General features: G+C 65.3%; 22 protein-coding genes and 1 pseudogene. 9 read left to right on the forward strand and 14 right to left on the reverse strand.

Translation table 11 applies throughout. The features are described 5' to 3' along the window. The first annotated feature begins 71 nt into the window (after positions 1 to 71). Positions 72 to 1,280: a GGDEF domain-containing protein gene (locus P9220_RS26670; RefSeq protein ID WP_309768851.1), complete on the forward strand. Its 1,209-nt coding sequence runs from the start codon at positions 72 to 74 to the stop codon at positions 1,278 to 1,280. On the opposite strand, the gene P9220_RS26675 is transcribed toward P9220_RS26670, so the two are convergent. From P9220_RS26675 to P9220_RS26685, 3 genes are all read right to left on the reverse strand, one after another. Further along, positions 1,277 to 1,528, reverse strand: a complete 252-nt coding sequence (locus P9220_RS26675) for a DUF2934 domain-containing protein (RefSeq protein WP_309768852.1) — start codon at positions 1,526 to 1,528, stop codon at positions 1,277 to 1,279. The genes P9220_RS26670 and P9220_RS26675 overlap by 4 nt on opposite strands. Positions 1,529 to 1,601: 73 nt before the next feature. Beyond that, positions 1,602 to 2,093, reverse strand: coding sequence for a hypothetical protein (locus P9220_RS26680; protein ID WP_309768853.1), 492 nt, complete (start codon positions 2,091 to 2,093; stop codon positions 1,602 to 1,604). Next, positions 2,090 to 3,337, reverse strand: coding sequence for a cytochrome P450 (locus P9220_RS26685; protein WP_309768854.1), 1,248 nt, complete (start codon positions 3,335 to 3,337; stop codon positions 2,090 to 2,092). The genes P9220_RS26680 and P9220_RS26685 overlap by 4 nt, the downstream gene beginning before the upstream one ends. Positions 3,338 to 3,519: 182 nt before the next feature. Between P9220_RS26685 and P9220_RS26690 the strand changes: the two genes are divergently transcribed. Beyond that, positions 3,520 to 3,714, forward strand: coding sequence for a hypothetical protein (locus P9220_RS26690; RefSeq protein ID WP_309768855.1), 195 nt, complete (start codon positions 3,520 to 3,522; stop codon positions 3,712 to 3,714). Positions 3,715 to 3,732: 18 nt separating this feature from the next. On the opposite strand, the gene P9220_RS26695 is transcribed toward P9220_RS26690, so the two are convergent. From P9220_RS26695 to glcD, 7 genes are all read right to left on the reverse strand, one after another. Beyond that, complete coding sequence (locus P9220_RS26695) at positions 3,733 to 5,028, reverse strand: sugar efflux transporter (protein WP_309768856.1); 1,296 nt, start codon at positions 5,026 to 5,028, stop codon at positions 3,733 to 3,735. A 108-nt stretch (positions 5,029 to 5,136) separates the two neighbouring features. Further along, entirely contained in the window at positions 5,137 to 6,228 is a 1,092-nt protein-coding gene (locus tag P9220_RS26700) for a histidine kinase dimerization/phosphoacceptor domain -containing protein (protein WP_309768857.1), read from the reverse strand. A 216-nt stretch (positions 6,229 to 6,444) separates the two neighbouring features. Further along, complete coding sequence (locus P9220_RS26705) at positions 6,445 to 6,846, reverse strand: heme-binding protein (RefSeq protein ID WP_309768858.1); 402 nt, start codon at positions 6,844 to 6,846, stop codon at positions 6,445 to 6,447. A 75-nt stretch (positions 6,847 to 6,921) separates the two neighbouring features. Further along, a complete protein-coding gene (locus P9220_RS26710; protein WP_404980221.1) occupies positions 6,922 to 8,250 on the reverse strand; it encodes an MFS transporter in 1,329 nt (442 codons plus the stop codon). Positions 8,251 to 8,287: 37 nt separating this feature from the next. Then, the gene (gene glcF, locus P9220_RS26715) at positions 8,288 to 9,505 is read right to left on the reverse strand and encodes a glycolate oxidase subunit GlcF (RefSeq protein ID WP_309768859.1); all 1,218 of its coding nucleotides are present in this window, start codon (positions 9,503 to 9,505) and stop codon (positions 8,288 to 8,290) included. A gap of 34 nt (positions 9,506 to 9,539) precedes the next feature. Then, positions 9,540 to 10,613 carry a glycolate oxidase subunit GlcE gene (gene glcE, locus P9220_RS26720; RefSeq protein ID WP_309768860.1) on the reverse strand — a complete coding sequence of 358 codons (1,074 nt, stop codon included), beginning with the start codon at positions 10,611 to 10,613 and terminating at the stop codon, positions 9,540 to 9,542. Then, entirely contained in the window at positions 10,613 to 12,112 is a 1,500-nt protein-coding gene (glcD, locus tag P9220_RS26725; protein WP_309768861.1) for a glycolate oxidase subunit GlcD, read from the reverse strand. Before glcD ends, glcE begins: the two co-directional genes overlap by 1 nt. 244 nt (positions 12,113 to 12,356) lie before the next feature. On the opposite strand from glcD, the gene glcC reads away from it, so the two are divergent. The 5 genes from glcC to P9220_RS26750 all read left to right on the forward strand — a co-directional run bounded on the left by glcC (position 12,357) and on the right by P9220_RS26750 (position 16,325). Next, positions 12,357 to 13,112, forward strand: coding sequence for a transcriptional regulator GlcC (glcC, locus tag P9220_RS26730; protein ID WP_309768862.1), 756 nt, complete (start codon positions 12,357 to 12,359; stop codon positions 13,110 to 13,112). A gap of 67 nt (positions 13,113 to 13,179) precedes the next feature. Beyond that, positions 13,180 to 14,247 (forward strand): tartrate dehydrogenase, encoded by a 1,068-nt coding sequence (locus tag P9220_RS26735; protein ID WP_309768863.1) that lies wholly within the window; start codon positions 13,180 to 13,182, stop codon positions 14,245 to 14,247. A 33-nt stretch (positions 14,248 to 14,280) separates the two neighbouring features. Further along, a complete protein-coding gene (locus P9220_RS26740; RefSeq protein ID WP_309768864.1) occupies positions 14,281 to 14,553 on the forward strand; it encodes a hypothetical protein in 273 nt (90 codons plus the stop codon). 368 nt (positions 14,554 to 14,921) lie between these two features. Next, the gene (locus P9220_RS26745; protein ID WP_309768865.1) at positions 14,922 to 15,218 is read left to right on the forward strand and encodes a DUF6723 family protein; all 297 of its coding nucleotides are present in this window, start codon (positions 14,922 to 14,924) and stop codon (positions 15,216 to 15,218) included. A gap of 489 nt (positions 15,219 to 15,707) precedes the next feature. Further along, complete coding sequence (locus P9220_RS26750; protein ID WP_309768866.1) at positions 15,708 to 16,325, forward strand: recombinase family protein; 618 nt, start codon at positions 15,708 to 15,710, stop codon at positions 16,323 to 16,325. Here P9220_RS26750 and P9220_RS26755 read toward each other — a convergent pair. Then, positions 16,309 to 16,947, reverse strand: a complete 639-nt coding sequence (locus tag P9220_RS26755) for an aldolase (protein WP_309768867.1) — start codon at positions 16,945 to 16,947, stop codon at positions 16,309 to 16,311. The two genes, P9220_RS26750 and P9220_RS26755, sit on opposite strands and share 17 nt — an antisense overlap. Next, positions 16,947 to 18,248, reverse strand: coding sequence for a 3-oxo-tetronate kinase (otnK, locus tag P9220_RS26760; protein WP_309768868.1), 1,302 nt, complete (start codon positions 18,246 to 18,248; stop codon positions 16,947 to 16,949). The genes P9220_RS26755 and otnK overlap by 1 nt, the downstream gene beginning before the upstream one ends. Before the next feature lie 10 nt (positions 18,249 to 18,258). Between otnK and P9220_RS27130 the strand changes: the two are divergent. Then, positions 18,259 to 18,549: pseudogene (locus P9220_RS27130) on the forward strand (permease DsdX); the annotation flags it as partial. 70 nt (positions 18,550 to 18,619) lie between these two features. Then, complete coding sequence (locus tag P9220_RS26770; RefSeq protein WP_309768870.1) at positions 18,620 to 18,955, forward strand: hypothetical protein; 336 nt, start codon at positions 18,620 to 18,622, stop codon at positions 18,953 to 18,955. Positions 18,956 to 19,084: 129 nt separating this feature from the next. Here the strand turns inward: P9220_RS26770 and P9220_RS26775 are convergent, their stop codons facing one another. Beyond that, a complete protein-coding gene (locus P9220_RS26775; RefSeq protein WP_309768871.1) occupies positions 19,085 to 20,665 on the reverse strand; it encodes a catalase in 1,581 nt (526 codons plus the stop codon). A gap of 180 nt (positions 20,666 to 20,845) precedes the next feature. Beyond that, positions 20,846 to 21,715: a glutathione-dependent disulfide-bond oxidoreductase gene (gene yghU / locus P9220_RS26780; RefSeq protein WP_309768872.1), complete on the reverse strand. Its 870-nt coding sequence runs from the start codon at positions 21,713 to 21,715 to the stop codon at positions 20,846 to 20,848. Between the last annotated feature and the right edge of the window lie 151 nt (positions 21,716 to 21,866).

Genomic DNA, 21,866 nt, shown 5'->3' on the forward strand with positions numbered 1-21,866 from the left:
GTATTAGCCGTTAACTGGCCATATGCGTGGCCATATGCGAAGCGTCAATTCAGAATGAAGCAGGCAAGCGAGTGCATGTCGACCTTATTACCCTCTATTTCCTTGCTATCGGAACGCTTCTCGCCAGTTCGGCGATGACGTTCTGGGAGCATCGGACGCATCCCGCGCGCAGCAGGCAACTCAGGATTCTGGCGGCGGGCTATGCGACGCTCGCGCTCGGCTGCGCGGCGGCGTCCTTTCGCCGCGATTTGCCCGGCGCGTGGGGCGCGGCGACGAGCAACCTCATCATCGTCAGCGGCTATCTGCTGATACTGCACGGCGTCGCATCGTTGAACGGACGGCAGCACGGGCGCGCGTCCGCCGGCATTCTCGTCGCGCTCGCGCTCACGTGGGCGCTCGGCGGCGGCCGATGGCTCGAACTCATCTGGAGCTATGCGAGCGCGGTTCCCATTGCGATTGCCTGCGCGCTGACGTCGCGCGAACTGCTGATCAGGAGCGGCGGCACGGGGCTGCAGGCGAGGCGCATCGCGGCGCTCGTCTCCGGCGCTCACGCGTTGTTCTATGCCGCGCGCGCCTTCGTTCTGCCGTGGCTCGTCACGTCGTTCGGGCATGGCGTGCTGCTCGTCGTCGGCAAGATCACGATGTACGAGGGCGTTCTCTATTCCGTCGTGCTGCCGATGACGCTCCTGCGCCTCGTGCGCGATGAATCGCACGGCCAGCTCGTGCACGAATCGAATACGGACTATCTGACGGGCGTCGGCAACCGCCGATGGTTCTTCGAGGAAGGCGCGCGAATCGTTCGCGATGTCGGCGCTTCGCGGCCTGTCGCGGTCCTCGCGGTCGACCTCGACCACTTCAAGGCGATCAACGACCGGCACGGGCATCAGGCCGGCGACGATGTGCTCAAATCATTCGCGACGATCGCCCGCAACGTGCTGGGACCGCACGCCACGCTCGCGCGCATCGGCGGTGAGGAGTTTGCCGCTGTCCTGCACGACCATGACGGCGTCAGGGGGCAGGCAGCGGGCGAATCCGTCGTTCGCCGTTTCGCGGAGGCCGCCGTGCAGGGCGCGGATGGCGCCGTCATTCGCGCGACGGCGAGCATCGGGCTCGCGGTGTCCGACACGCACGCGCCGTCGCTCGGCGTATTGCTCGCCTCGGCGGATCAGGCGCTGTATCGCGCGAAATCGCTGGGCGGCAACCGGCTCGAACGTGCGATGCCGGCGCATCGAGACGAAGTGGCGGCGCATCCGTCGCCGACGCACGAGGCGCACCGCTAGAGCGCCCGCTTTTTCCGGCGCTTAGCGCCGTCCGAACGTTCGTCGGACGCATTGTCGTTCGCGTCGGCGAGGCCCGATTCCGCGATCAACTGCTGGCGCGCGCGATGGTAATACTCGTCCGCGCGGTCCGGCTGCCTGCCTTCCGCTTCCCACATGTAATACGCAAGCGTGCGAATCCGTTGTTCGAGCAGTTCGCCCTCCATCGGGACTTCCGCCTGAGCGTCGGGCTTGCTGGGGGTGTCTGACATTCTCTGTCGTCCTCAGGATGAGTGGAGCAGGCGCAACCGGTGCATTCGTCATGCCACGCCGCAGGTTCTGACGCTACGGCGCATCGTCGTCGAACTCGCTTGCAACGACGATTCTGCCGCAATAGTTGAGCGCGTGATCGTGTGCGTCGATGACCCGAAACGACAAGTCCGGGTAACTCAGTCTTCGATAGAACGCAGTCTCGAAGAGTTCGCCCCGCGCTCGCCGATAAAGCACACGGCCGGCGAGATACGACTGCGCGCCATCAGGAGCCGGGGCCTCGGCTGAAATGCCGCCGCCGAACGTCGTGTGGATGTCGCCGTCGAACGAAGACCACAGCTCCGCGCGGGCGTCGAGCACCGTGCCTTCGACGATGACGGATGTCACCGGATAGCCCCAGCTCGCTCGCGGCAACGCGTGCGGCGAACCGGGGTATGCGCGCTTCAGCTCGAAGATGCTGCGGACGATTTCGGCGCGCGCATCGCCCTGATTGCCGATGACGAGCACCACGCGGCCAGGCGTGCCGGGAATGGCCGTCGCCCTGAGCAGAACGATCGACGGATTCACGGCGTCCGCCGCACGCGCTCCATCACGAAGCCGCTCGCGGGTATCGCCGGCATGCGCGACAGGTCGATCGACAAGTCCTGTTCCGGCACCGCGTACTCCATTTCGCCCGCCAGTATCTGCGCGGCGCGCCTGAGCAGTGCGATGGTGGCCCATTCGCCCGCGCAGCGATGGCCGGTATCGAAGACGCCGCCGCCTTGCGGGACGAGCGCGAAGCCGTCGTCGCGCCAGTTGCGGAACCGCGCCGGATCGAAGTCGTCGGGGCGCTCCCAGGCGTGGGGATCGCGATTGGTGCCGTAGAGATCGAGCAACACCCATTCGCCCGGCGCGAACGCTCGGCCCTGCCATTCGAACGGCGTGAGCGCGCGCCCGCCGACCGCCGGAAAGAACGGGAAGTAGCGCCGCACTTCCTGCACGAATTGCAACGCGGCATCGGCGTTCGTGGCGACGGCTGCCCGGTGCGCCGGCCATCGATACAGCGCGAGCGCCGCATAGACGATGAAGCGCTCGATCGCCACGGTCGGGCGCAGCAGGTTGATGAGCTCGTTCGCCGCGACTTTCGCCGGCAGCAACGCACCGTCCGCGTCGAGATGCGAAGCGATGATCGCGACGGGGCTTTGCGCGTCCACCGCGAGCGTGCCGGAGCGCACGTCATCGAAAATGCGCCGCGCCCAGCGCTCCGTCCTCGCGCGCAGCAATTGAGCGCGCCAGTTCTTCGGGCCGACCGAGCCGGAGGAATCGAACATGGCGGTCAGCTCGTGCGTCAGCGAATCGAAATCGCAGCGGGCGCGCGGCACGCCGGTCCACTCGCACGCGGCCTCGCACAGCACGCGAGGCACTTCGCGCGCGAGCACGATGCGGCCCGCGCCCTGCCAGCGGTGCATGCTCCGGTGCCACGCGTCGGTCATGCAGGCGTCGTATCGGGCGATGGCCTCGCGCGTCATCATCGCCATGAACATTGCCTTGCGCCGATGATGCGCCGCGCCGTCGAGCGTCTGCACGCTGCCGATGTCCTGCAGCAGCGTCAGCGTCAGCGGCGGGATCGCCCCGCGGCGCGTGAAGCGTTCGGGCGTATAGAACATGCGCGCGGCGTCCGCGCCGCTGACACAGATCACGTGCCGCAACATCATGCGCGCTTCGAAACCCGGTGCGCCCAACGCTTCGCAGCGGCTCGGGATGAAGCGATACCCTTCGCGCAGTAGCGCAAGCGTGCTGTCGAATTCGGTCGTGCGCGGGAAGTGCGGCATGCGATGACCTTGCGCTCCGTCGGTCGGGACCGACTCCGCCCGCATGCCGTGTGCCCGAAAGCGCCGGCGGCGTGGGCATAGCCATTGCGGCGAGGATGCTCGCCTGGGCGATAACCCATCGAACGTCGAAGCGAGGCGCGTCTCCAGGCAGCGCCTGCGCTACTCAGCAAACGGAGTCAGTCATGGCAAGACACGCGAACAGCCCATCGGGGCCGGGCAAGCCGACGGCCGTCGAAACGTCGGACATCAAGAAGGAAGAAGGACTCGTCGAGTTATCGAGCGAGGACGATACGATCGGCGGCGCGGAAGGCGCTCAATCGCAGCGGCAGGAAGGCGGCAGCAACGATGACGGCGCCGCCTCCGTCAAGGGAGAATGACAAGGCGGCGCCGCGTGCTCATCGCGCGGGCTGCCGCCATTGCGTCCACCAGCCGCGCAATTGCAGCGCCATCGACTTGAACGGCGGATTGGCGAACAGGACGAACGCGCCGAGCGCAAGGCCGCCGCAAGCGAGGAATGTGATCCGATAGCCCATTGCAGCGACGAGTGCGCCCGACAGGACGCCCGACAGAATGGAGCCGACGCGCGATGCGTTGAAGAAAAGCGCCGTCGCCGCGCCGGGGTTGCGCGGCATCATGTCCTGGATATAGACCATGCCGAGGCACGAAGTCACCGCGACGACGAACGCATTGAAGGCCTGCATCGGGATGAGAAGATGCACCGTCTGCGATGCGCTCACCGCAACGAAATAGACGACGTGCACGACGGCGCATGCGGCAAGCCAGCGCTGCTTGTCGAGGCGCGCACCACGCGCGCCGAGCGCGAGCATCATCGGGATCTCGAGGAATGCGCCGAGACCCAGCATGATCGATACGTCGATCTGCGTGCCGCGCAATCCCTGCACGACATAGAGCGGCAGCACGATCATCGTGGCATTCGCCGCGAGGCCGATGAGCGTCAGCGCAATGGCCGCCCGCCATATCTGGGCGCGCGTGCCTTCCATTTCCGGATGCGGCTCGGCGGGATGCGCGTGCTCGGTCATCGTCGTCACTTCGAGCGACGATGCCGGATCGCCCGCGTAATGCGGCTCGGCGGACGCGGAGATTCGCGCTGCATCCTTCATGCGCCATACGATGACCGAACACGCCGCGAACGATACCGCGGCAAACACGAAAAGCCCGTGAAAACCGGCCCCGGCCAGAACCAGAGCGCCGACCGATGGCCCGAACACCCAGGCCATCGAGAGCACGGTGCGCAGCGTCGCGAGCGCGAGCGATCGTTCGGCATGGCTCGTGACCGGCAGCGCGACGCGTGCGAACGAGAACACGAGAGACATCGCCGAACTGCCGACACCGAGAAACACGATGCCGATCACGAGCAGCGACGCGTAACTGCGCAACAGGCACAGCAACAGAAAGCCGAGCGACGATGCGATCAGCGCGCTCATGAGCAGCATGCGATGACGCCCGTGCCTGTCGGTCCATTTTCCCGCCAGCGCGCTCGCGAGAACGCCGCTCGCCGCGATGAGCGTCATGAAAAGCCCGAGCTGAAGCGGCGTCATGCCGGCCTCCTGCACGCTGAAAAGCGACAGGTAAGGCGCGGTGAACGACATGGCGACGCCCAGCATCAGCGTCGCGCCTGCGAGAGGCAAGAAGGAATGCAGGCGCGCGAGGCGGAAGAGGCGTGCGTCCATCGACGGATGTGTCCTTGGGATGAGGGAAGACAGCGGGAACGTGCCGCAGGTTAGCGCAATCGGCGTTCCGCCAGTGTGGAAGTTTGAAGAAGGATGCCTAAGCGAACTTCAGGACGGCAGCGTCACCGACAGCAGCCATCGGGTTCCGGCGCCCGCTTGCGTTTCGACCGCGAGTTCGCCGCCTATGTTGCCGATCAGACGCCGTGCAGTTGCAAGCCCGGTGCCTTCGGTCGCGCCAGCCGCATAGCCGCTGCCGTTGTCGCGCACTTCGACGATCAGCGCCCGTGATGTGCGATGCATCGAGATGCGAATCTCGCCCGCCGCGCCGTTGAACGCGTGCTCGACGGCGTTCGCGACAAGCTCGTTGACCACGGTGCCGATGGCCGTGCAGGTATCGATGCCGAGCATCACCGCGCCTTGCTCGATGGATCGCGCGAGCGTGATGTGATGGCCCGCGAAGTCGTAGAAGCCGTCGAAGCTCGCGCACATCGACTCGAGGTACACGCCGGGGTCCACCGATTCGCCGTGCTCGCCCAGCCCGAGCAGGTGATCGTAGAGCGATGCCATCGCGAACACGCGCCGCTCGACATCGTGATAAGCCTTCTGCACGGACGGGTCCTGCGAATTCATCGCCTTCTGCGCAAGCAGCGCGGCGATCATCTGGAAGTTGTTGCGGATGCGATGCTGCTGCTCCCGCAAGAGCGTGACCTTCGCATCGCGGTCCTCGATCAACGCTTCGCGCTGCTGCCGGGATTCGATGCCGTCAGCGAGGATCGCGGCAACGGATGCGAGGAACGATACGTGGGACGCATCGACGGCATGCACGGTGTCGTAATCGACTTCAAGGATGCCGTACGCGCCCTCGGCGGCGATGAGCGGAAGGTTGATCGTCGTGACAACGGAGCATTCGCGCAGAAGATCCGGCACGGTGTCGCCGCGTTCCTTCATGACATCCGCCACGACGACGGGCCGGGCGGTGATCAACGCCTGTCCCGGTGGATTGCCGGCTTCGGCGGTGCCCGCGTCGCGTCCGATGACCGATGCGTCAAGGCCGTATTGCGCCTTGACGATGAGGAAATTGTCGGAGTGCCGGAGTTCCAGCACCTTGGCCATCGGCGCATTGCAGCCTGCTGCCGCGCATTGCACGGCGGCGTCGAGCAGTCGCGCGATGGAACGCTCGCCCTGAAAAGCATCGTGCATGACGGCTAACGCATTGCGTTGCCGAACCAGCAATGCGATAGGGACGGTGTCGTTTTCGGCGAACTGGAGGTCGCTTATCGATGCGGCCCAGGTCGCTCTGCGCGCGAAGCTCATTTGTTCTGACGATAGGTGGCTGACACGCCTGTCGATTCGACAGGGATCGTTACCGCGCATGCGGCAGAGATGCTCCGCATCCGCCATGCCACCGCACGCCGTTCACTGCAGCGCGCCTGCTCCCGCCTTGGCCACCTGCGCGTCCTGATCGGCCTTGACGCCCGATACGCCCACTGCGCCGATCACCGCGCCATCCGCCACGACCGGCACGCCGCCTTCGAGCGTCCCGACAAGCGGCGCACTCAGGAACGCGGTGCGGCCGTTGTTGATCATGTCTTCGTATTGCTTCGATTCACGCCGGCCGAGCGCGGCCGTGCGTGCTTTCTCGGTGGCGATATACGCGCCGATGGGCGCGCAGCCGTCGAGGCGCAACAGGCCGAGCGGATGACCGCCGTCGTCGGTCACGGCGATCGTTACCGCCCAGCCGTTCTTTTCCGCTTCGGCGCGCGCGGCGTCGAGAATACGTGTCGTTTCGGCGATGCCGAGGATCGGTTTGCTTTTCATGCGCTTCGCTCGTTGAGAGTTGAAAATGAACGCGCCGCCCATGAAGGCGGCGCGGTAAGTATGAAGCGTCAGGCGTTATCCGGCGAGACGCTCCGAAGCACGCGCGGCCTGCCGCGTTTGCAGCAACGCGAGCACCGCGCCGAAGATGAGCGCGCCCGACACGCAATAGATGCCTGCGTTCGTGCTATGCGTCACGTCCTTCAGCCAGCCGATGATGGATGCGCTGACGAAGCCCGCGAGGTTGCCGACCGAATTGATCATGCCGATGGCCGCCGCTGCCGAACCGCCCGCGAGGATCGCGCTCGGGTAGGTCCAGAAGACGGGCATCGTCGCCAGCATGCCGGCGGTGCCCACGGTGAGCGCGAGCATCGCAAGGGGGATGTTGCCGGTGAGTTGCGTGCTGACATAGAGTCCGATGCCCGCGAGCGCGGCGGGAATCGCGAAGTGCCAGCGGCGTTCGTTGGTGCGGTCCGAACTGCGCGCAACAAAGAACATGCTCGCCACTGCGACCGCATACGGAATGGCCGTCAGCAGGCCGACTTGCAGCGCGCTTTGCACCCCCGTCGCCTTGACGAGCGTCGGCAAATAGAAGCTGATGCCATAGAGGCCCATCATGCAGCAGAAGTAGATGATGGCCATCTTCCAGATGCGCAGATCGGTGAAGACCTTGCCGAGCGCTTCGTGCGTCTTGCCGGCATCGTCGCGCTGAATGTTCGCTTCGAGCACGCGCTTTTCTTCTTCCGTGAGCCACTTCGCCGCGCGAATGTTGTTCGGCAGGCAAAACAGCGTGACGACGCCGAGCACGGCGGAAGGAATCGCTTCGAGCAGGAACAGCCACTGCCAGTTCGACCAGCCGCCCACGCCCTGAAACGCGGCCATGATCCATCCCGACAGCGGCCCGCCGACCACGCCCGCCACCGGAATGCCCATCATGAAGAGGGCATTCATGCGCGAGCGCCGCGCGGCCGGGAACCAGTAGGTGAGATAAAGCACGATGCCGGGGAAGAAGCCCGCCTCGGCGACGCCGAGCAAGAAGCGCATCACGTAGAACATCGTCGGTGTCTTGACGAAAAGGGATGCGGCGGAGATGACGGCCCACGTGATCATGATCCGCGCGATCCAGACTCGCGCGCCGACGCGATGCATGATGATATTGCTTGGGACTTCGAAAAGAAAATAGCCAATAAAAAAGATGCCCGCGCCGAGACCATACACGGTCTCGCTGAACGACAGGTCGTTGAGCATCTGCAGCTTGGCGAAGCCGACGTTCACGCGATCGAGGTACGCCGCGACGTAGCAGAAAAAGAGGAAGGGCAAAAGCCGCCATGCGGCTTTCGAATAGGCGCGCGCTTCGAGTGCCGCATAATCGCGCGCGTTGCTGTCGGGATAGGTGTTGCTTGCCACGGTGTGTGTCTCCAGTCTCGTTATGAATGATGTGCGCTTACGCGATGGCCTCGTCGACGATCTCGATCCAGTGGCGCACCGCCGTGCGCCCCGCGCCGCCGAGATGCGTCTGGCAGCCGATGTTCGCGGTCGCGATGATATCCGGCTGCCCGCTTTCGAGCGCATCGAGCTTGTTGTCGCGCAGCTTGCGCGAAAGCTCGGGCTGCGTGAAGGCGTACGTTCCCGCCGATCCGCAGCACAGGTGCGGATCGGGCACGGAGGTCAGCGGGAAGCCCAGACGGCTCAGTATCGCTTCCACCGATCCGCCGAGCTTTTGCGCGTGTTGAAGCGTGCAAGGACAATGAAACGCCACGCGCTGGTCCGCCTTCACACGCAAATGTTCGAGCGGCAATGCGGCGAGCACTTCGCCGATATCACGCGCCAGTTCGCTCACGCGAGCCGCTTTGGCGGCATAGGCGGGATCGTTGCGCAGCAGATGGCCGTATTCCTTGATGAACGCGCCGCAACCGCTTGCCGTCTGGATGATCGCTTCCGCGCCGGCTTCGATCTTCGGCCACCAGGCGTCGATGTTGCGCCGTGCGCGGTCCAGTCCCGCGTCCTGCGCGTTGAGATGATAGTCGACCGCGCCGCAGCAGCCCGCTTCGTGCGCCGGCTCGATGCCGATGCCGAGACGGTCGAGCACCCGCGCTGTCGCCGCATTCGTGTTCGGCGACAACGAGCGTTGCGCGCAGCCTTCGAGCATGAGCATGCGCCGCGCATGACGCATCGGCGGGCGCGGCGTTGCGCGTGCGGCTTCGCGCGGAATCTTGTCGCCGATCTTCGCGGGCAATGCGCCGCGCATCAGGCGGCCGGCCGCAAGCAATGCGCCGAACGTGCGCGGACGCGTGATGACCTTGCGCAACCCCGCGCGCATCACGCGCTCGCTCATGGGACGCTCGACGCGCGCTTCCAGCATGTCGCGGCCGATATCCAGCAGCGCGTGATACTTCACGCCGGACGGACACGTCGTTTCGCAGTTGCGGCACGTGAGGCAGCGGTCCAGATGCAGTTGCGTCTTGTCGCTGGCGGGCTGGCCTTCGAGCATCTGCTTGATGAGATAGATGCGCCCGCGCGGACCGTCGAGTTCATTGCCGAGCAGTTGATAGGTCGGACACGTCGCGTTGCAGAAGCCGCAATGCACGCACGAACGGAGAATGTCCTCCGCTTCTTTCGCGCGCGGCAGCGTTAGAGCCTGATCGCTGAGATTCGTTTGCATGTCGATGAGTCGATAAAGCGATTCGGATGGCGAATCAATACGCGGCGTACATGCGCCCCGGATTGAAGATGCGGTGCGGATCGAGGCGTGCCTTCAGTTGCTCGTGCAGGCGCATGAGCGGCGCGGGAAGCGGATGGAACGGCTCCCCGCTGCCGTGCTCCGTGAAGCACGTGGCATGTCCGCCCGCCGCGTTCGCGATGGCGCGGATGTCGGGGACCTGAGCATCGCTCTTGAGCCAGCGTTGCGCGCCGGCCCAGTCGAGCAGTACCGCGCCGGGCAGGTCCACGAGCGGTGTCGCATTCGGCAGCGACAAACGCCAGAGCGTGCGCGGATCGTCGAAGAAGCCGAGACGTTGCTCGCGCAGATCGTCCCAGAAGCGCATATCGAGCACATTGCCGCCGATGCGATCGACCGCCGCGCGCACCGATCCCGTGCCGCCTTCGAGCCGCACGTGCAGCGCCTGATCGACGAAGCATGCGCCGGTCACGGGCAGCGCCGCGCGCCGCCATGCCGACAGCTCGCGCATCGCTTCGCTCGCGTCCATCGCGATGACGAGACTCGCGGATGCGCGCGGCTTGGGCAGCACCTTCAACGACACTTCGGTGATGAGGCCGAGGCATCCGAAACTGCCGCTCATCAGCCGCGATACATCGAAGCCGGCGACGTTTTTCATCACCTGGCCGCCGAAGCGCAGGTGCTTGCCTTCACCGGTGATGACGCGGCAGCCGAGCACGAAGTCGCGCACGGAGCCTGCCCACGGCCGGCGCGGTCCCGCGAGCCCGCTCGCCACCGCGCCGCCGATGGTCGCCAGCCCGTCATACGTCGGCGGCTCGCACGGCAGCATCTGGCCCGCTTCGTCGAGCGCCGCGTTGAGTTCGGCGAGCGGCGTGCCGGCGCGCGCGGTGATCACGAGTTCGCTCGGGTCGTAACTGACGATGCCGCGATGCGTGCGTGTATCGATCTCGCGCGCCCCCGTGTTCACAGGACGGCCGAGGAACGCTTTGGTGTTCGCGCCGCGTATCGAGATCGGCTCGTGGCGCGCAATCGCTTGTCGAACCTCGTCGGCGAGGCGCGCGCTGTCATCGAAAGATAAGGGGTCGCGCCGCATCAGAACCGCTCCAGTTCGGGGAAGGGCAGTGCGCCGTGATGCACGTGCATCGCGCCGAATTCAGCGCAGCGGTGCAGCGTCGGCACGTTCTTGCCCGGATTGAGCAGGCCGTGGGCGTCGAATGCCGCCTTGACCGCGTGAAAGAAGGTGAGCTCGTCTGCGTTGAATTGCGCGCACATCTGATTGATCTTCTCGCGGCCCACGCCATGTTCGCCGGTGATGCTGCCGCCCACTTCGACGCACAGTTCGAGGATGCGTGCGCCGATGGTCTCGGCGCGCTCCGTTTCGCCGGGCGCGTTGGCGTCGAAGAGAATCAGCGGATGCATGTTGCCGTCGCCCGCATGGAACACGTTCGCCACTTGCAGCCCATATTCCTGCGATAACGCCGCGATGCCCCGCAGCACGCGCGACAGTTCGCGGCGTGGAATGGTGCCGTCCATGCAGTAGTAATCGGGCGAGATACGGCCGACCGCCGGGAACGCGTTCTTGCGGCCGGCCCAGAAGCGCTGGCGTTCCGCTTCGTTCGCCGCGAGCCGGATGTCCGTTGCGCCCGCCGCGCGCAGCAGCGCTTCCACGCGCTCGCAGTCTTCCTGCACGTCGGACTCGACGCCGTCGACTTCGCAGAGCAGCAGCGCTTCGGCATCGACGGGATAGCCCGCGTGAATGAAGTCCTCGGCGGCGCGGATCGCGAGGTTGTCCATCATTTCGAGGCCGCCGGGAATGACGCCCGCCGCGATGATCTGCGCGACCGCATCGCCGGCGCGCTCGATATCGTCGAAGCTCGCGAGCAGCACTTTCGCGCTCTGCGGCTTGGTCAGCAGCTTGACCGTGACTTCGACCACCACGCCGAGCATGCCTTCGGAGCCCGTGATGAGCGCGAGCAGATCGAAGCCGGGCGAATCGAGCGCCTCGGAGCCGAGCGTCACGCGCTCGCCGTCGATGGTGACGATATCGACCTTCAGGATATTGTGGACCGTGAGGCCGTACTTGAGGCAATGCACGCCGCCCGCATTCTCCGCGACGTTGCCGCCGATCGAGCACGCGATCTGCGACGACGGATCGGGCGCGTAGTACAGGCCATGCGGCGCGGCGGCCTGCGATATCGCGAGGTTGCGCACGCCGGGCTGCACGCGCGCGATGCCGGCTTCGGCATCGATCTCGAGGATGCGGTTGAAACGCGCCATCACGAGCAGGATGCCTTTCTCGAGGGGCAGCGCGCCGCCCGAAAGCCCGGTGCCCGCGCCCCGCGCGACCACCGGAATGTGATGTGCCGACGCGTATTCGAGCAGCGCTTCGACTTCATCGACGGCGCCGGGCAGCGCGACGAGCATCGGCGTGATGCGATACGCGGAAAGGCCGTCGCATTCGAACGGGCGCAGGTCTTCCTGATCGTGCAGAAGCTGGAGGTCGGGCAGAAGCGCCCGTAAATCGCGGACGATCGCGGCTTTGTCGTGATCGCGCAGCGGGCCGTCGATTCTTTCGTCGTAGGCGTAGGTCATGCGGTGTCTCCGTGCCGACGGCGTTCATATCGACGCCTGTCTCGATTGCAGGTGTTGCGCATTCTTGCGGCCCGAGCGCGCCCTTGTCGATGCTTTTCGCACTGGTATGACCAGTTTATTTGCAGCGCAGCATGCGGACAAGCGGCCGTAGCTGAAGAAAACGCCTGCCGACAAGGGTTGGCGCCGCGCGCACGGTGTTACTATCATCGCTGGTCATACCAGTGACGAAAGAGAGGTGGACGGCATGGAACCGGACAAGCGCAAACTCGCGGATGTGGTCGTCGAGCGCGTGGAGCGCCTTATCGTCGATGGCGTGTTGAAAGAAGGGCAGACGCTGCCTTCGGAGCGTCGCTTGACCGAGAAGCTCGGCGTGTCGCGCACGGCGCTGCGCGAAGGGCTGCGAATCCTGCGCGCGCGCGGCTTGATCGAGACATCGCATGGAAAGGGCTCGTTCGTTGCGAAGCTGACGGTCGAGCCTGCTCAGACGCCGATGATGCATCTACTCGGCTCGCAACCGCGCACGCTTTACGACCTGCTCGAAGTGCGGGAGATGATCGAAGCGGAATCGGCGCGTCTCGCGGCCATGCGCGGCACGCCGGCCGATCACATTCTCATCAGGCGGCGCTACGAAGAGATGATGGCCGCGCAAGCGAAGGAAACGGATGCGAGCACCCATGCGCGGCTCGATCACGCGTTCCATCTCGCGATCTGCGAGGCTTCGCACAATCCCGTGCTGGTGCATACGCTCGGCATTCTCAACGACCTGATGCTGAGTTCGGTGTTCGCGTCCGTGAACAATCTCTATCACCGCGAGCAGCACAAACGCGTGATCGACCGGCAGCACGCGCGGCTCTATAACGCGGTGACGGGACACTTGCCCGAGCAGGCGCGCCGCGCCGCGAGCCAGCATATCCGCAGTGTGCGCGAGCGTTTTGCGGAGATCGAGCAGGAAGAGCAGCGGCTCGTGCGATCCACGTTGCGGCTCGAAGGCTGGGCATGAGCCAGCCGGCAAGCCTATAGAATGACTCGCGTCGAACGCATACTTACGAACGAGGAGACGGTCTGCAATGAGCAAAGAAGCGTATCGCATCGCGGTGATTCCGGGCGACGGCATCGGTGTGGAAGTGATGCCCGAGGGCCTGCGCGCGCTCGACGCCGCGGCCAGGCGCTTTGGTATCGCGCTGGAATACGACCATATCGACTGGGCGAGCTGCGATTACTATCTCGCGCACGGCCAGATGATGCCCGACGACTGGAAGAGCCGGCTTCAGCAATGCGACGCCATTCTTTTCGGCGCAGTGGGCTGGCCCGACAAGGTGCCCGACCACATTTCCCTGTGGGGCTCGCTGCTCAAGTTTCGCCGCGAGTTCGACCAGTACATCAATCTGCGCCCTGCGCGTCTTTTCGATGGCGTGCCTTCGCCGCTCGCGAATCGCAAGGCGGGCGATATCGACTTCATGATCGTGCGCGAGAACACGGAAGGCGAGTATTCGTCGGTCGGCGGCGTGTCCTTCGAAGGCACCGAGCGCGAGTTCGTGTCGCAGACATCCATCTTCACGCGCAAGGGCGCGGAGCGCGTGCTGAAGTTCGCATTCGATCTGGCGCAGCAGCGCGAGAAGAAGCTCACGGTGGCCACGAAGAGCAACGGCATCTCGATCAGCATGCCGTGGTGGGACGCGCGCGCCGCCGAAATGGCCGCGCAGTATCCGGACGTGACGTGGGACAAGCAGCACATCGATATCCTCAGTGCGCGCTTCGTGCTGAGCCCGGACCGCTTCGATGTCGTCGTCGCGACGAATCTGTTCGGCGACATTCTTTCCGATCTGGGACCGGCCTGCACGGGGACCATCGGCATCGCGCCATCGGCGAACATGAATCCCGAGCGCCGCTTTCCTTCGCTGTTCGAGCCGGTGCATGGGTCCGCGCCGGATATCGCGGGCAAGGGCATCGCCAATCCCATCGCGATGATCTGGTCCGCCGCGATGATGCTCGACTTCCTCGGCGAACGCGAGGCGCACGACGCGATACTCGATGCGATCACCGCCGTGCTGAAGGACGGCCCGCATACGGGCGACCTCGGCGGCAAGGCGGGCACGACGGAAGTCGGCGAAGCGGTGGCGGCGCGCATCGGCTGAGCGTCTGATCGAAAACACGAGGAGACGCGGCGGATGAACGAGAACGACAACGACAACGGCCACACCGCGCAAGGCGAAGTTCGATTGACGATCGATGGTGCGGCCGCGCATGTGGTCTTCGATCGCGCTGACGCGCACAACGCGCCCATCACGATGCGCGTCAGCAAGCAATCCATGTCGCCCATGCTCGCTGCGCTGCCGCTGCAAGGCGATGACCTCGTGCGTCAGCGCTACGGCAGCGAGGACTTTCACGAAGGCGTTGCAGCCTTTACCGACAAACGCCCGGCGGGGTGGATAGGCGTCTGAATCGCGCTCATGCGCGTCTGATGGCGGTTCGCTGACGGCCGCTCCGGTGTCCCCGGGCGGCGTGGCCGTCGCCGCTCCCTCATCGGCGTCCCAAGCCAAACGCGCGCGTTGCCCCTGTCGCGCATCCGTGATGCTGCTCGCTTCCCTCTCTTGCGCTCGCGCTTGCCGGCGACCCGGACCGACGCGTCCGTCCCCCGGCGACGCATGTGGCGGCAACGACATTCGCGGAATGGATCGGTCACTCCGTGGCCGGAGACGGCCGGCATGACAGGGAAGCGGTGTTCGTAAGTCCCGTGTTACGTACAGCGCAGCATGCCGGCGCGCCGCGCAAAATAGCTTCTACTGGACTGTTTTACTGGAGCGAATGCATGACCCATGTTAGCGGAAGACGCCCGAAGCTCGTGTTGTTCCCCACGCGTAGAGTCCCGCCTGCTCCCGGCGCGACCGAGGACGATTTCCATATCTACGCTTCTTATCGCGGCACGAGCGCGAGTGGCTATTACGGCACGCTGAAAGTCGTCCGCAAAACGGACGGACGGCTTCTTTTTCCATTCGATGGCGCCGATACCATCGGCCCCTATCCCACGAAGGCAGCCGCGATCGAAGCGGCGCAGCGGCGCGGCGATGAAGTCGTCAGCGCCGATCTCGTGCGGCCCGAACTCTGAGCGCCCGCAGTCGCATCGCGTGTCGATGCGACTGTTCTGGTTCTTCCTGACGTTCAAAGCCCATCGTTCGTCTATGCTGAATGTCAGTGTCCTTCCATCGTGAAGCCGTGGCCGTCTTCCGTGCTCCTCTAATGGTCTGCCCCGAAGCGCCGAGGGCCGGTATCGCATCGGCTATGTCTTGGCGAGGCGTCGTCATGTCCAGGACAAAGCAACTGCGTCGTCGCCAGGGAGGCGTTCGGGAGTAGACCTTGCTATTTCGAACGGTATGACGCATGCCACGAAGCGCTCACGCGAGAGCGGCACGTGGCGTCCGCATCGGTACACCGCATTCAATCAGCAATCCGCTTCGGGCGAGTCGGAAGAATCCTCCGTCAGCCAGTCGCTCCCTGGCGGCGAAGCGCGCATTTTTTGCGGACCGGAATCGACCGATACGATAAGGAGCACAGCAAATTGGGAATCGTCGTGTACGTCCTGGAGGATACCGAGGGCGTGTCAAGTCACGAACGCGCGCTGTTCGATATCGACGCCGCCGGCTATCTCGTGGAGATGAGCGCGGTCTTCGTCGAGCAATGCAGTTGCGCCACGCCGATGGGTTCGCGCCCCGCGTTTCAACGTGCGTTGCGGCGGCTGCAAGCAGGCGATACCTTCATCACGACGAAACTCTGGGGACTGGGCAATACCATCGGGGAAGTCATTTCCACGCTCGGCCACCTGGAGTCGCGGCAGGTTTCGGTGGTGTGTCTCGACTACGGCAACGAGGACATCGGCGCGGGCCACGGCGGCGCTTTCCTGCGAGCGTTGCAACTTGCGCAAGACCTGGAACGCTTCACGCGCCAGATTCGCGCGCGCGAAGCAGTGAGCGCCGCGCGGGAACGCGGCGTCGCTCAGGGACGGCCTAGCTCCTTGTCCAGGGCACAGCAGCTTGAAGCGCTGAAGGAGTTGAAGGCGGGCGCGTCGGTCGCGGAGGTTGCGCGGTCGCTCAATACGTCCCGGCAGACCATCATGCGTCTGCGCGACGCCCACCGCGATTCCACTCCCGACGACCTGTCCGCCGAACTCGACGAACTCGCCGTCGATTCGCCGCAGGGCATCACCAGCGAGCGTTGAAGCTCCGGCGCAGTTCGTCGATCGCGGCTTCGTCGAGCGGCGCGGGGCGCGGCGTCGTCATGAGCCAGAGGCGCGCCGTCTCCTCCAGTTCTTCGAGCGCATACGACGCGTGCGATACGCTGCGCTCCCACACCACCGGCCCGAGCCGCTCGAGCAGTACCGCGCGGACCTTCGCCGCAACTTGCGCGATTTCAGCGGCGACTTGAGGATCGCCCGGGCGGCGGTATCGCACGAGCGGAACATGGCCGACTTTCATTACGTAGTACGGCGTGATGGGCGGCAGCACGTCGTCGTCGCGCCAGGCACCGGCGAGCGTCAGCGCGACGAGCGATGTCGAATGCGTATGCACCACACCGCGCGTTTCGGCGTTGGCGTCGTAGATCCGGCGATGCAGCTCCAGTGTCTTCGATGGCCGCCCGCCCGACAGATGCTGGCCGTGCGCGTCGACCTTCGCGATGTCGGCGGGATCGAGCCTGCCGAGGCACGCGTCCGTGGGCGTGATGAGCCAGCCGTCGTCGCATCGTGCGCTGATGTTGCCGGCCGTGCCGACCGTATAGCCGCGCGCATAAAGGCTTGCGCCGACCGTGCAGATTTCCTCGCGGAGTCTGGCGTCGCTATTCATCACGCGCGCTCCCCGACGGTGAAGCGCAGCGCCTTCGCGAAGAAATCCTGCGCGCCGAAATTGCCCGACTTGAGCGCCAGCGCAAGCGGCGTATCGCCGACCGTCACGGTGACGGGTACGCCCGGATCGATCGGCGGCCCGATGTGCAGCATGTCGACGCCGAGCGCCTGCACCACCGCGCCCGATGTCTCGCCGCCCGCCACCACGAAGCGCCGCACGCCGCGCGCCTTCGCCTCGCGCGCGATGGCCGCGAGCGCGTCTTCGACCAGCTTGCCCGCCGCCGCGACGCCTATCTCCTGTTGCACCGCCTTCACTTCGTCAGGCGTGGCCGTCGCATAGACCAGCACCGGTTCAGGCGCGTTTTCGTCGATGAAGGCGAGCGCCGCATCGACGACGTTTTCGCCGCGCGACAGCGAACGCGGATCGACGCGAAAGGCGGGCCGCGACGCGACCCATTCGGCCACTTGCGCGTTCGTCGCTTTGGACGCGCTGCCCGCCAGCACGAGCGCGGCGCCGTCGACCAGCGGCAGATCGGCGGCTGTCTCGTTGGACTCGATGAGCCCCGCGCGCCGGAAGTTCTCCGGCAAGCCGATGGCAACGCCCGAGCCGCCCGTGACGAGCGGCAGGTCCGCGCATGCCGCGCCGAGGATGCGCAAATCGGCGTCGGTGAGCGCGTCGGCGATGGCGAGGCGCACGCCGTCCGCACGCAGCCGCGCGAGCGCATCGCGCACGGCGGCCTCGCCCGCGGCGACGGTTTCGCTCCCGATCAGCCCGACCTTCGACTTCGACTGCCGCTGCAGCACGCGCACGAGGTTGGGATCGCGCATCGGCGTCAGCGGATGATTCTCCATGCCCGATTCGCTCAGCAGCGCGTCGCCCACGAACAGATGCCCGCGATACACCGTGCGCTTGTTCTCCGGAAAAGCGGGGCAGGCGATGGCGAAATCGTCGCGATCGTTCCCGGCGAGCGCATCGAGCAGCGCTTCCGCGACCGGGCCGATGTTGCCCGCATCGGTGGAATCGAAGGTCGAGCAGTACTTGAAGAAGAACTGGCGGCAACCCTGCTCCCGCAACCACTCGAGCGCGGCCAGGGATTGCGCGACGGCGTCGGCCGGGTCGATGGTGCGCGACTTCAGCGCGACGACGAGCGCGTCTGCGTCGATCGGCTGCGTGGACGCCGGCACGCCGATGGTCTGGATGGTACGCATGCCGCCGCGCACGAGCATGCTCGCGAGGTCGGTGGCGCCGGTGAAGTCGTCGGCGATGCATCCCAGGACGGGACGCCGGGTAGATGTCTGCATGTGGGCCTCCATGAGTCGATTGTACGGGCGTTTGCCGGGGCTGTATGTCTCGCACGGCCTGTTGCCGCCGCATCCGGCGCCGACGCTCGCCGTCACCGCGTATCACGCGAACACCGGCCTGACGCTGCTCTACGGCCTATTGATCGCGATTCCGAGCGCCGTGATCCGCGGCCCGCTCTTCACGGCGTTCGCTCGACGCAGCTTCGGTCCCGCGCCCGATCTCGCGGCCGGTCCGGGCGGCACGCGCAGCGATGCGGCGAGCAAGGCGAACGTTTCGCTCGCGCTGTCGGTGCTGTGCCTGCTGATTCCGCCGGGGCTGATGCTCGCGGGGACCATCGGCATGGATCACAGCGTGAAGGGCCCGGCGTCCTATGTGTTCTTTCAGTCGCTCAACGCTCGGCACGAAGGGTGGCTTCACGCTCGCGGACATGCAGAAGATGATCGGCCGGGGCATCGCGCCGCTTTCCGCCATCCTGCTGATTCTCGGCGCGGGCGGCGGCTTCAAGGAGATGCTGACATCGATTCATCCCGGCACGATCATCGTCGCGCATACGTCGCACTGGTCGGTGAGCCCGCTCGTGCTGGCCTGGGTGATCGCGGCGCTGCTGCGCGTCAGCGTCGGATCGGCGACGGTGGCGACGGTGGCCGCGAGCGGGATCGTCGCGCCGCTGCTGCTGTCGCATCCGGAAGTGCCGGTGATGACCTGATCGAATCGCTCGAGACTCGCGACCTTCCATGATGCGCTCGCGCCCGCCGCCGCCACAGGCATCCGGCAATCGGGCATCGATCTGGTGCTGGCCGAAGTCCGCTAGGCTTCGGCCATACCGGCGACGCGCCTACTTCATCGCAGGCGTCGCTTCTTCCGGCTCGTTGCTCGTATAGACCTGCGCATCGCGGCGCTCGCCCGGCGCGGGCTTTCCTTCGAGCGGCGGCAGCTTCTTCGCCTCTTCCAGATCGATGCCCGCGCCTTGCGCGACGCGCGTGCCGTAGTCGGGATCGCAATGCCAGAAATGCCACACCATGCGCAGCGCAATGGGCTTCGGGCACGCCTTCATGTCGGCGACGAGATTGGCGATCAGATCGTCGCGCTCCCAGTCCTCGAACGTGCGATAGCGCTCGCCGGCCTGCTTGTAGTCGTCCTGCGTGCGCGTGGCCTGATAGCGCCCGAGATGCCCTTCGACCCATTGGTGATAGTCGTGCTGCTTCTTCGGCGCTTCCTTCAGGCCGCCCATCATGCTCGGCTCGTAGTTCACGTGCGGATTCTCTCCGGCGTTATCGACGTAATAGGCCATCTGCCCGTCGCGCTGATTGGTTTGCGCGCCGTTCTTCGGCGCGTTGACCGGCAATTGCAGATAGTTCGGCCCCACGCGATACCGCTGCGTATCGGAGTACGAGAGCGTGCGGCCCTGCAGCATCTTGTCGTCCGAGAAGTCGATGCCGTCCACCAGCACGCCCGTGCCGAACGCCGACTGCTCGGTCTCGGCGAACACGTTCTTCGGATTTTGATCCAGCACGAGCCGGCCGACCGGCAGCAGCGGGAACTTGTCTTCCGGCCAGCGCTTCGTATCGTCGAGCGGATCGAAGTCCAGTTCCGGGTGATCGTCGTCGGACATGATCTGCACGCACATTTCCCATTCGGGATGATCGCCGCGTTCGATGGCATCGTAGAGATCGCGGGTTGCGTGTCCGACATCGCGCCCCTGAATCTCCGCAGCCTGCTCTGAGGTCAGATTCTTCACGCCCTGCTTCGGCTCGAACGAGAACTTGACGAGCACCGCTTCGCCCTCATCGTTGACGAGCTTGTACGTGTTGACGCTCGACCCTTGCATGTGACGATAATCCGCCGGAATGCCCCACGGACTCTTCACCCATGTGACCATGTGCAGCGACTCGGGATGATGCGCGATGAAGTCATAGAAGCGCCACGGCTCCTGCCGGTTGGATAGCGGATCGGGCTTGAACGCGTGGATCATGTCGGGGAACTTGATCGCATCGCGGATGAAGAAGATCTTCAGGTTGTTGCCGACGAGATCCCAGTTGCCATCTTCCGTATAGAACTTGATGGCGAAGCCGCGCGGATCGCGCGCCGTCTCGGGAGACTCCTTCGCGCCGATCACGGTGGAAAAGCGCAGGAATACGGGTGTTCTCACGCCGGCTTTCGTCAGCACCTTGGCGCGCGTGTACTTTTCGGCCGGTTCGTCGCCGATTTTGCCGTAGGGCTCGAAGTATCCGTGCGCCGCCGTGCCGCGCGCGTGCACCACGCGCTCCGGAATGCGCTCACGATCGAAGTGCGTGATCTTTTCGATGAACGGATAGTTCTCCAGCGTCGCCGGACCACGTTCGCCGACGGTTCGCATGCTCTGATTGTCCTGAACAGGATGTCCCTGCCGCGTGGTCAGGACTTTCTCGTCGCTCATATCTCGCTCCTTGCTCCTGGCTGGACTAGCAGCCTCACAGTTGACCGTTTGCTCCGGCGCGCTGTGCGCGTGCCGGCCCGTTGCCGGGGGAAGCAAACACCATACCGATGCACGTGATGTCGTGGACGCGGTCAGGCACGATAAGGCGTCCGCGTTTCATCCACGTGTCTCCTGCGCGCATTACTCCGCGAGCTTGTCCTGCGTGCGCGTCTCGAAGTCCGATGCATCGTGACGCTCGTGCAGCTGGGTCGACGGCTCGCCGAAGGTGCGGTTCACCATGCGGCCGCGCTGCACGGCGGCGCGTGCGCCGATGGTGTCCGCCCAGCGGCGCACATGCGTGTATTCGTGTACGGACAGGAACTCCGCTGCATCGTAGAGCCAGCCGCTGACGAGGCCGCCGTACCACGGCCAGATGGCGATATCGGCGATGGTGTACGCATTGCCTGCGACATACGCGCTGTCTGCGAGACGCTTGTCGAGCACGTCGAGCTGGCGTTTCACTTCCATGGCGAAGCGGTCGATCGGGTACTCCATCCTGGTCGGCGCGTAGGCGTAGAAATGGCCGAAGCCGCCGCCGAGATACGGCGCGCTGCCCATCTGCCAGAAAAGCCAGGAGAGGCATTCGGCGCGCTGGGCCGGATCTGTCGGCAGAAACGCGCCGAACTTCTCCGCGAGGTAAAGCAGGATGGCGCCCGATTCGAACACGCGCACGGGAGCCGCGCCGCTGCGATCGAGCAATGCGGGAATCTTCGAATTGGGGTTCACGTCCACGAAGCCGCTGCCGAACTGGTCACCTTCACCGATGCGGATGAGCCATGCATCGTATTCGGCCCCTTCGTGGCCGAGTGCGAGCAGTTCTTCGAGCATCACCGTGACTTTCACGCCGTTGGGCGTCGCGAGCGAATAAAGCTGCAACGGATGCCGTCCGACCGGCAGGGGCTTGTCGTGCGTGGGACCGGAGATCGGGCGATTGATATTGGCGAAACGCCCGCCGCTTTCCTTGTTCCAGGTCCAGACGGCCGGTGGGGTGTAGTCGGACGGCTCGCTCATGCTTCAGGCTCCTTCGCGGGGGATGGGTTCCGCTGAGGTTAGCAGGTCCGTGCGGATCGTGCTTTTTTGTCGCCGGCGTGGCGAGGCTCGTTCGCCGGTGCGTCCGTCGGGGTGCGAAGGGCGGTGGCGGTGAGTTCCCACGGGCTCGAGA

The organism is Caballeronia sp. LZ016 (assembly GCF_031450805.1).
GTDB lineage: Bacteria > Pseudomonadota > Gammaproteobacteria > Burkholderiales > Burkholderiaceae > Caballeronia.

Coding starts and splice junctions, on each gene's coding strand:
- P9220_RS26675 (WP_309768852.1), bottom strand. CDS start 1,528: ATGTCAGACACCCCCAGCAAGCCCGACGCTCAGGCGGAAGTCCCGATG.
- P9220_RS26685 (WP_309768854.1), bottom strand. CDS start 3,337: ATGCCGCACTTCCCGCGCACGACCGAATTCGACAGCACGCTTGCGCTA.
- P9220_RS26690 (WP_309768855.1), top strand. CDS start 3,520: ATGGCAAGACACGCGAACAGCCCATCGGGGCCGGGCAAGCCGACGGCC.
- P9220_RS26695 (WP_309768856.1), bottom strand. CDS start 5,028: ATGGACGCACGCCTCTTCCGCCTCGCGCGCCTGCATTCCTTCTTGCCT.
- P9220_RS26700 (WP_309768857.1), bottom strand. CDS start 6,228: ATGCACGATGCTTTTCAGGGCGAGCGTTCCATCGCGCGACTGCTCGAC.
- P9220_RS26705 (WP_309768858.1), bottom strand. CDS start 6,846: ATGAAAAGCAAACCGATCCTCGGCATCGCCGAAACGACACGTATTCTC.
- glcF (WP_309768859.1), bottom strand. CDS start 9,505: ATGCAAACGAATCTCAGCGATCAGGCTCTAACGCTGCCGCGCGCGAAA.
- glcE (WP_309768860.1), bottom strand. CDS start 10,613: ATGCGGCGCGACCCCTTATCTTTCGATGACAGCGCGCGCCTCGCCGAC.
- glcD (WP_309768861.1), bottom strand. CDS start 12,112: ATGACCTACGCCTACGACGAAAGAATCGACGGCCCGCTGCGCGATCAC.
- glcC (WP_309768862.1), top strand. CDS start 12,357: ATGGAACCGGACAAGCGCAAACTCGCGGATGTGGTCGTCGAGCGCGTG.
- P9220_RS26735 (WP_309768863.1), top strand. CDS start 13,180: ATGAGCAAAGAAGCGTATCGCATCGCGGTGATTCCGGGCGACGGCATC.
- P9220_RS26740 (WP_309768864.1), top strand. CDS start 14,281: ATGAACGAGAACGACAACGACAACGGCCACACCGCGCAAGGCGAAGTT.
- P9220_RS26745 (WP_309768865.1), top strand. CDS start 14,922: ATGACCCATGTTAGCGGAAGACGCCCGAAGCTCGTGTTGTTCCCCACG.
- P9220_RS26755 (WP_309768867.1), bottom strand. CDS start 16,947: ATGAATAGCGACGCCAGACTCCGCGAGGAAATCTGCACGGTCGGCGCA.
- otnK (WP_309768868.1), bottom strand. CDS start 18,248: ATGCAGACATCTACCCGGCGTCCCGTCCTGGGATGCATCGCCGACGAC.
- P9220_RS26770 (WP_309768870.1), top strand. CDS start 18,620: ATGTGTTCTTTCAGTCGCTCAACGCTCGGCACGAAGGGTGGCTTCACG.
- P9220_RS26775 (WP_309768871.1), bottom strand. CDS start 20,665: ATGAGCGACGAGAAAGTCCTGACCACGCGGCAGGGACATCCTGTTCAG.
- yghU (WP_309768872.1), bottom strand. CDS start 21,715: ATGAGCGAGCCGTCCGACTACACCCCACCGGCCGTCTGGACCTGGAAC.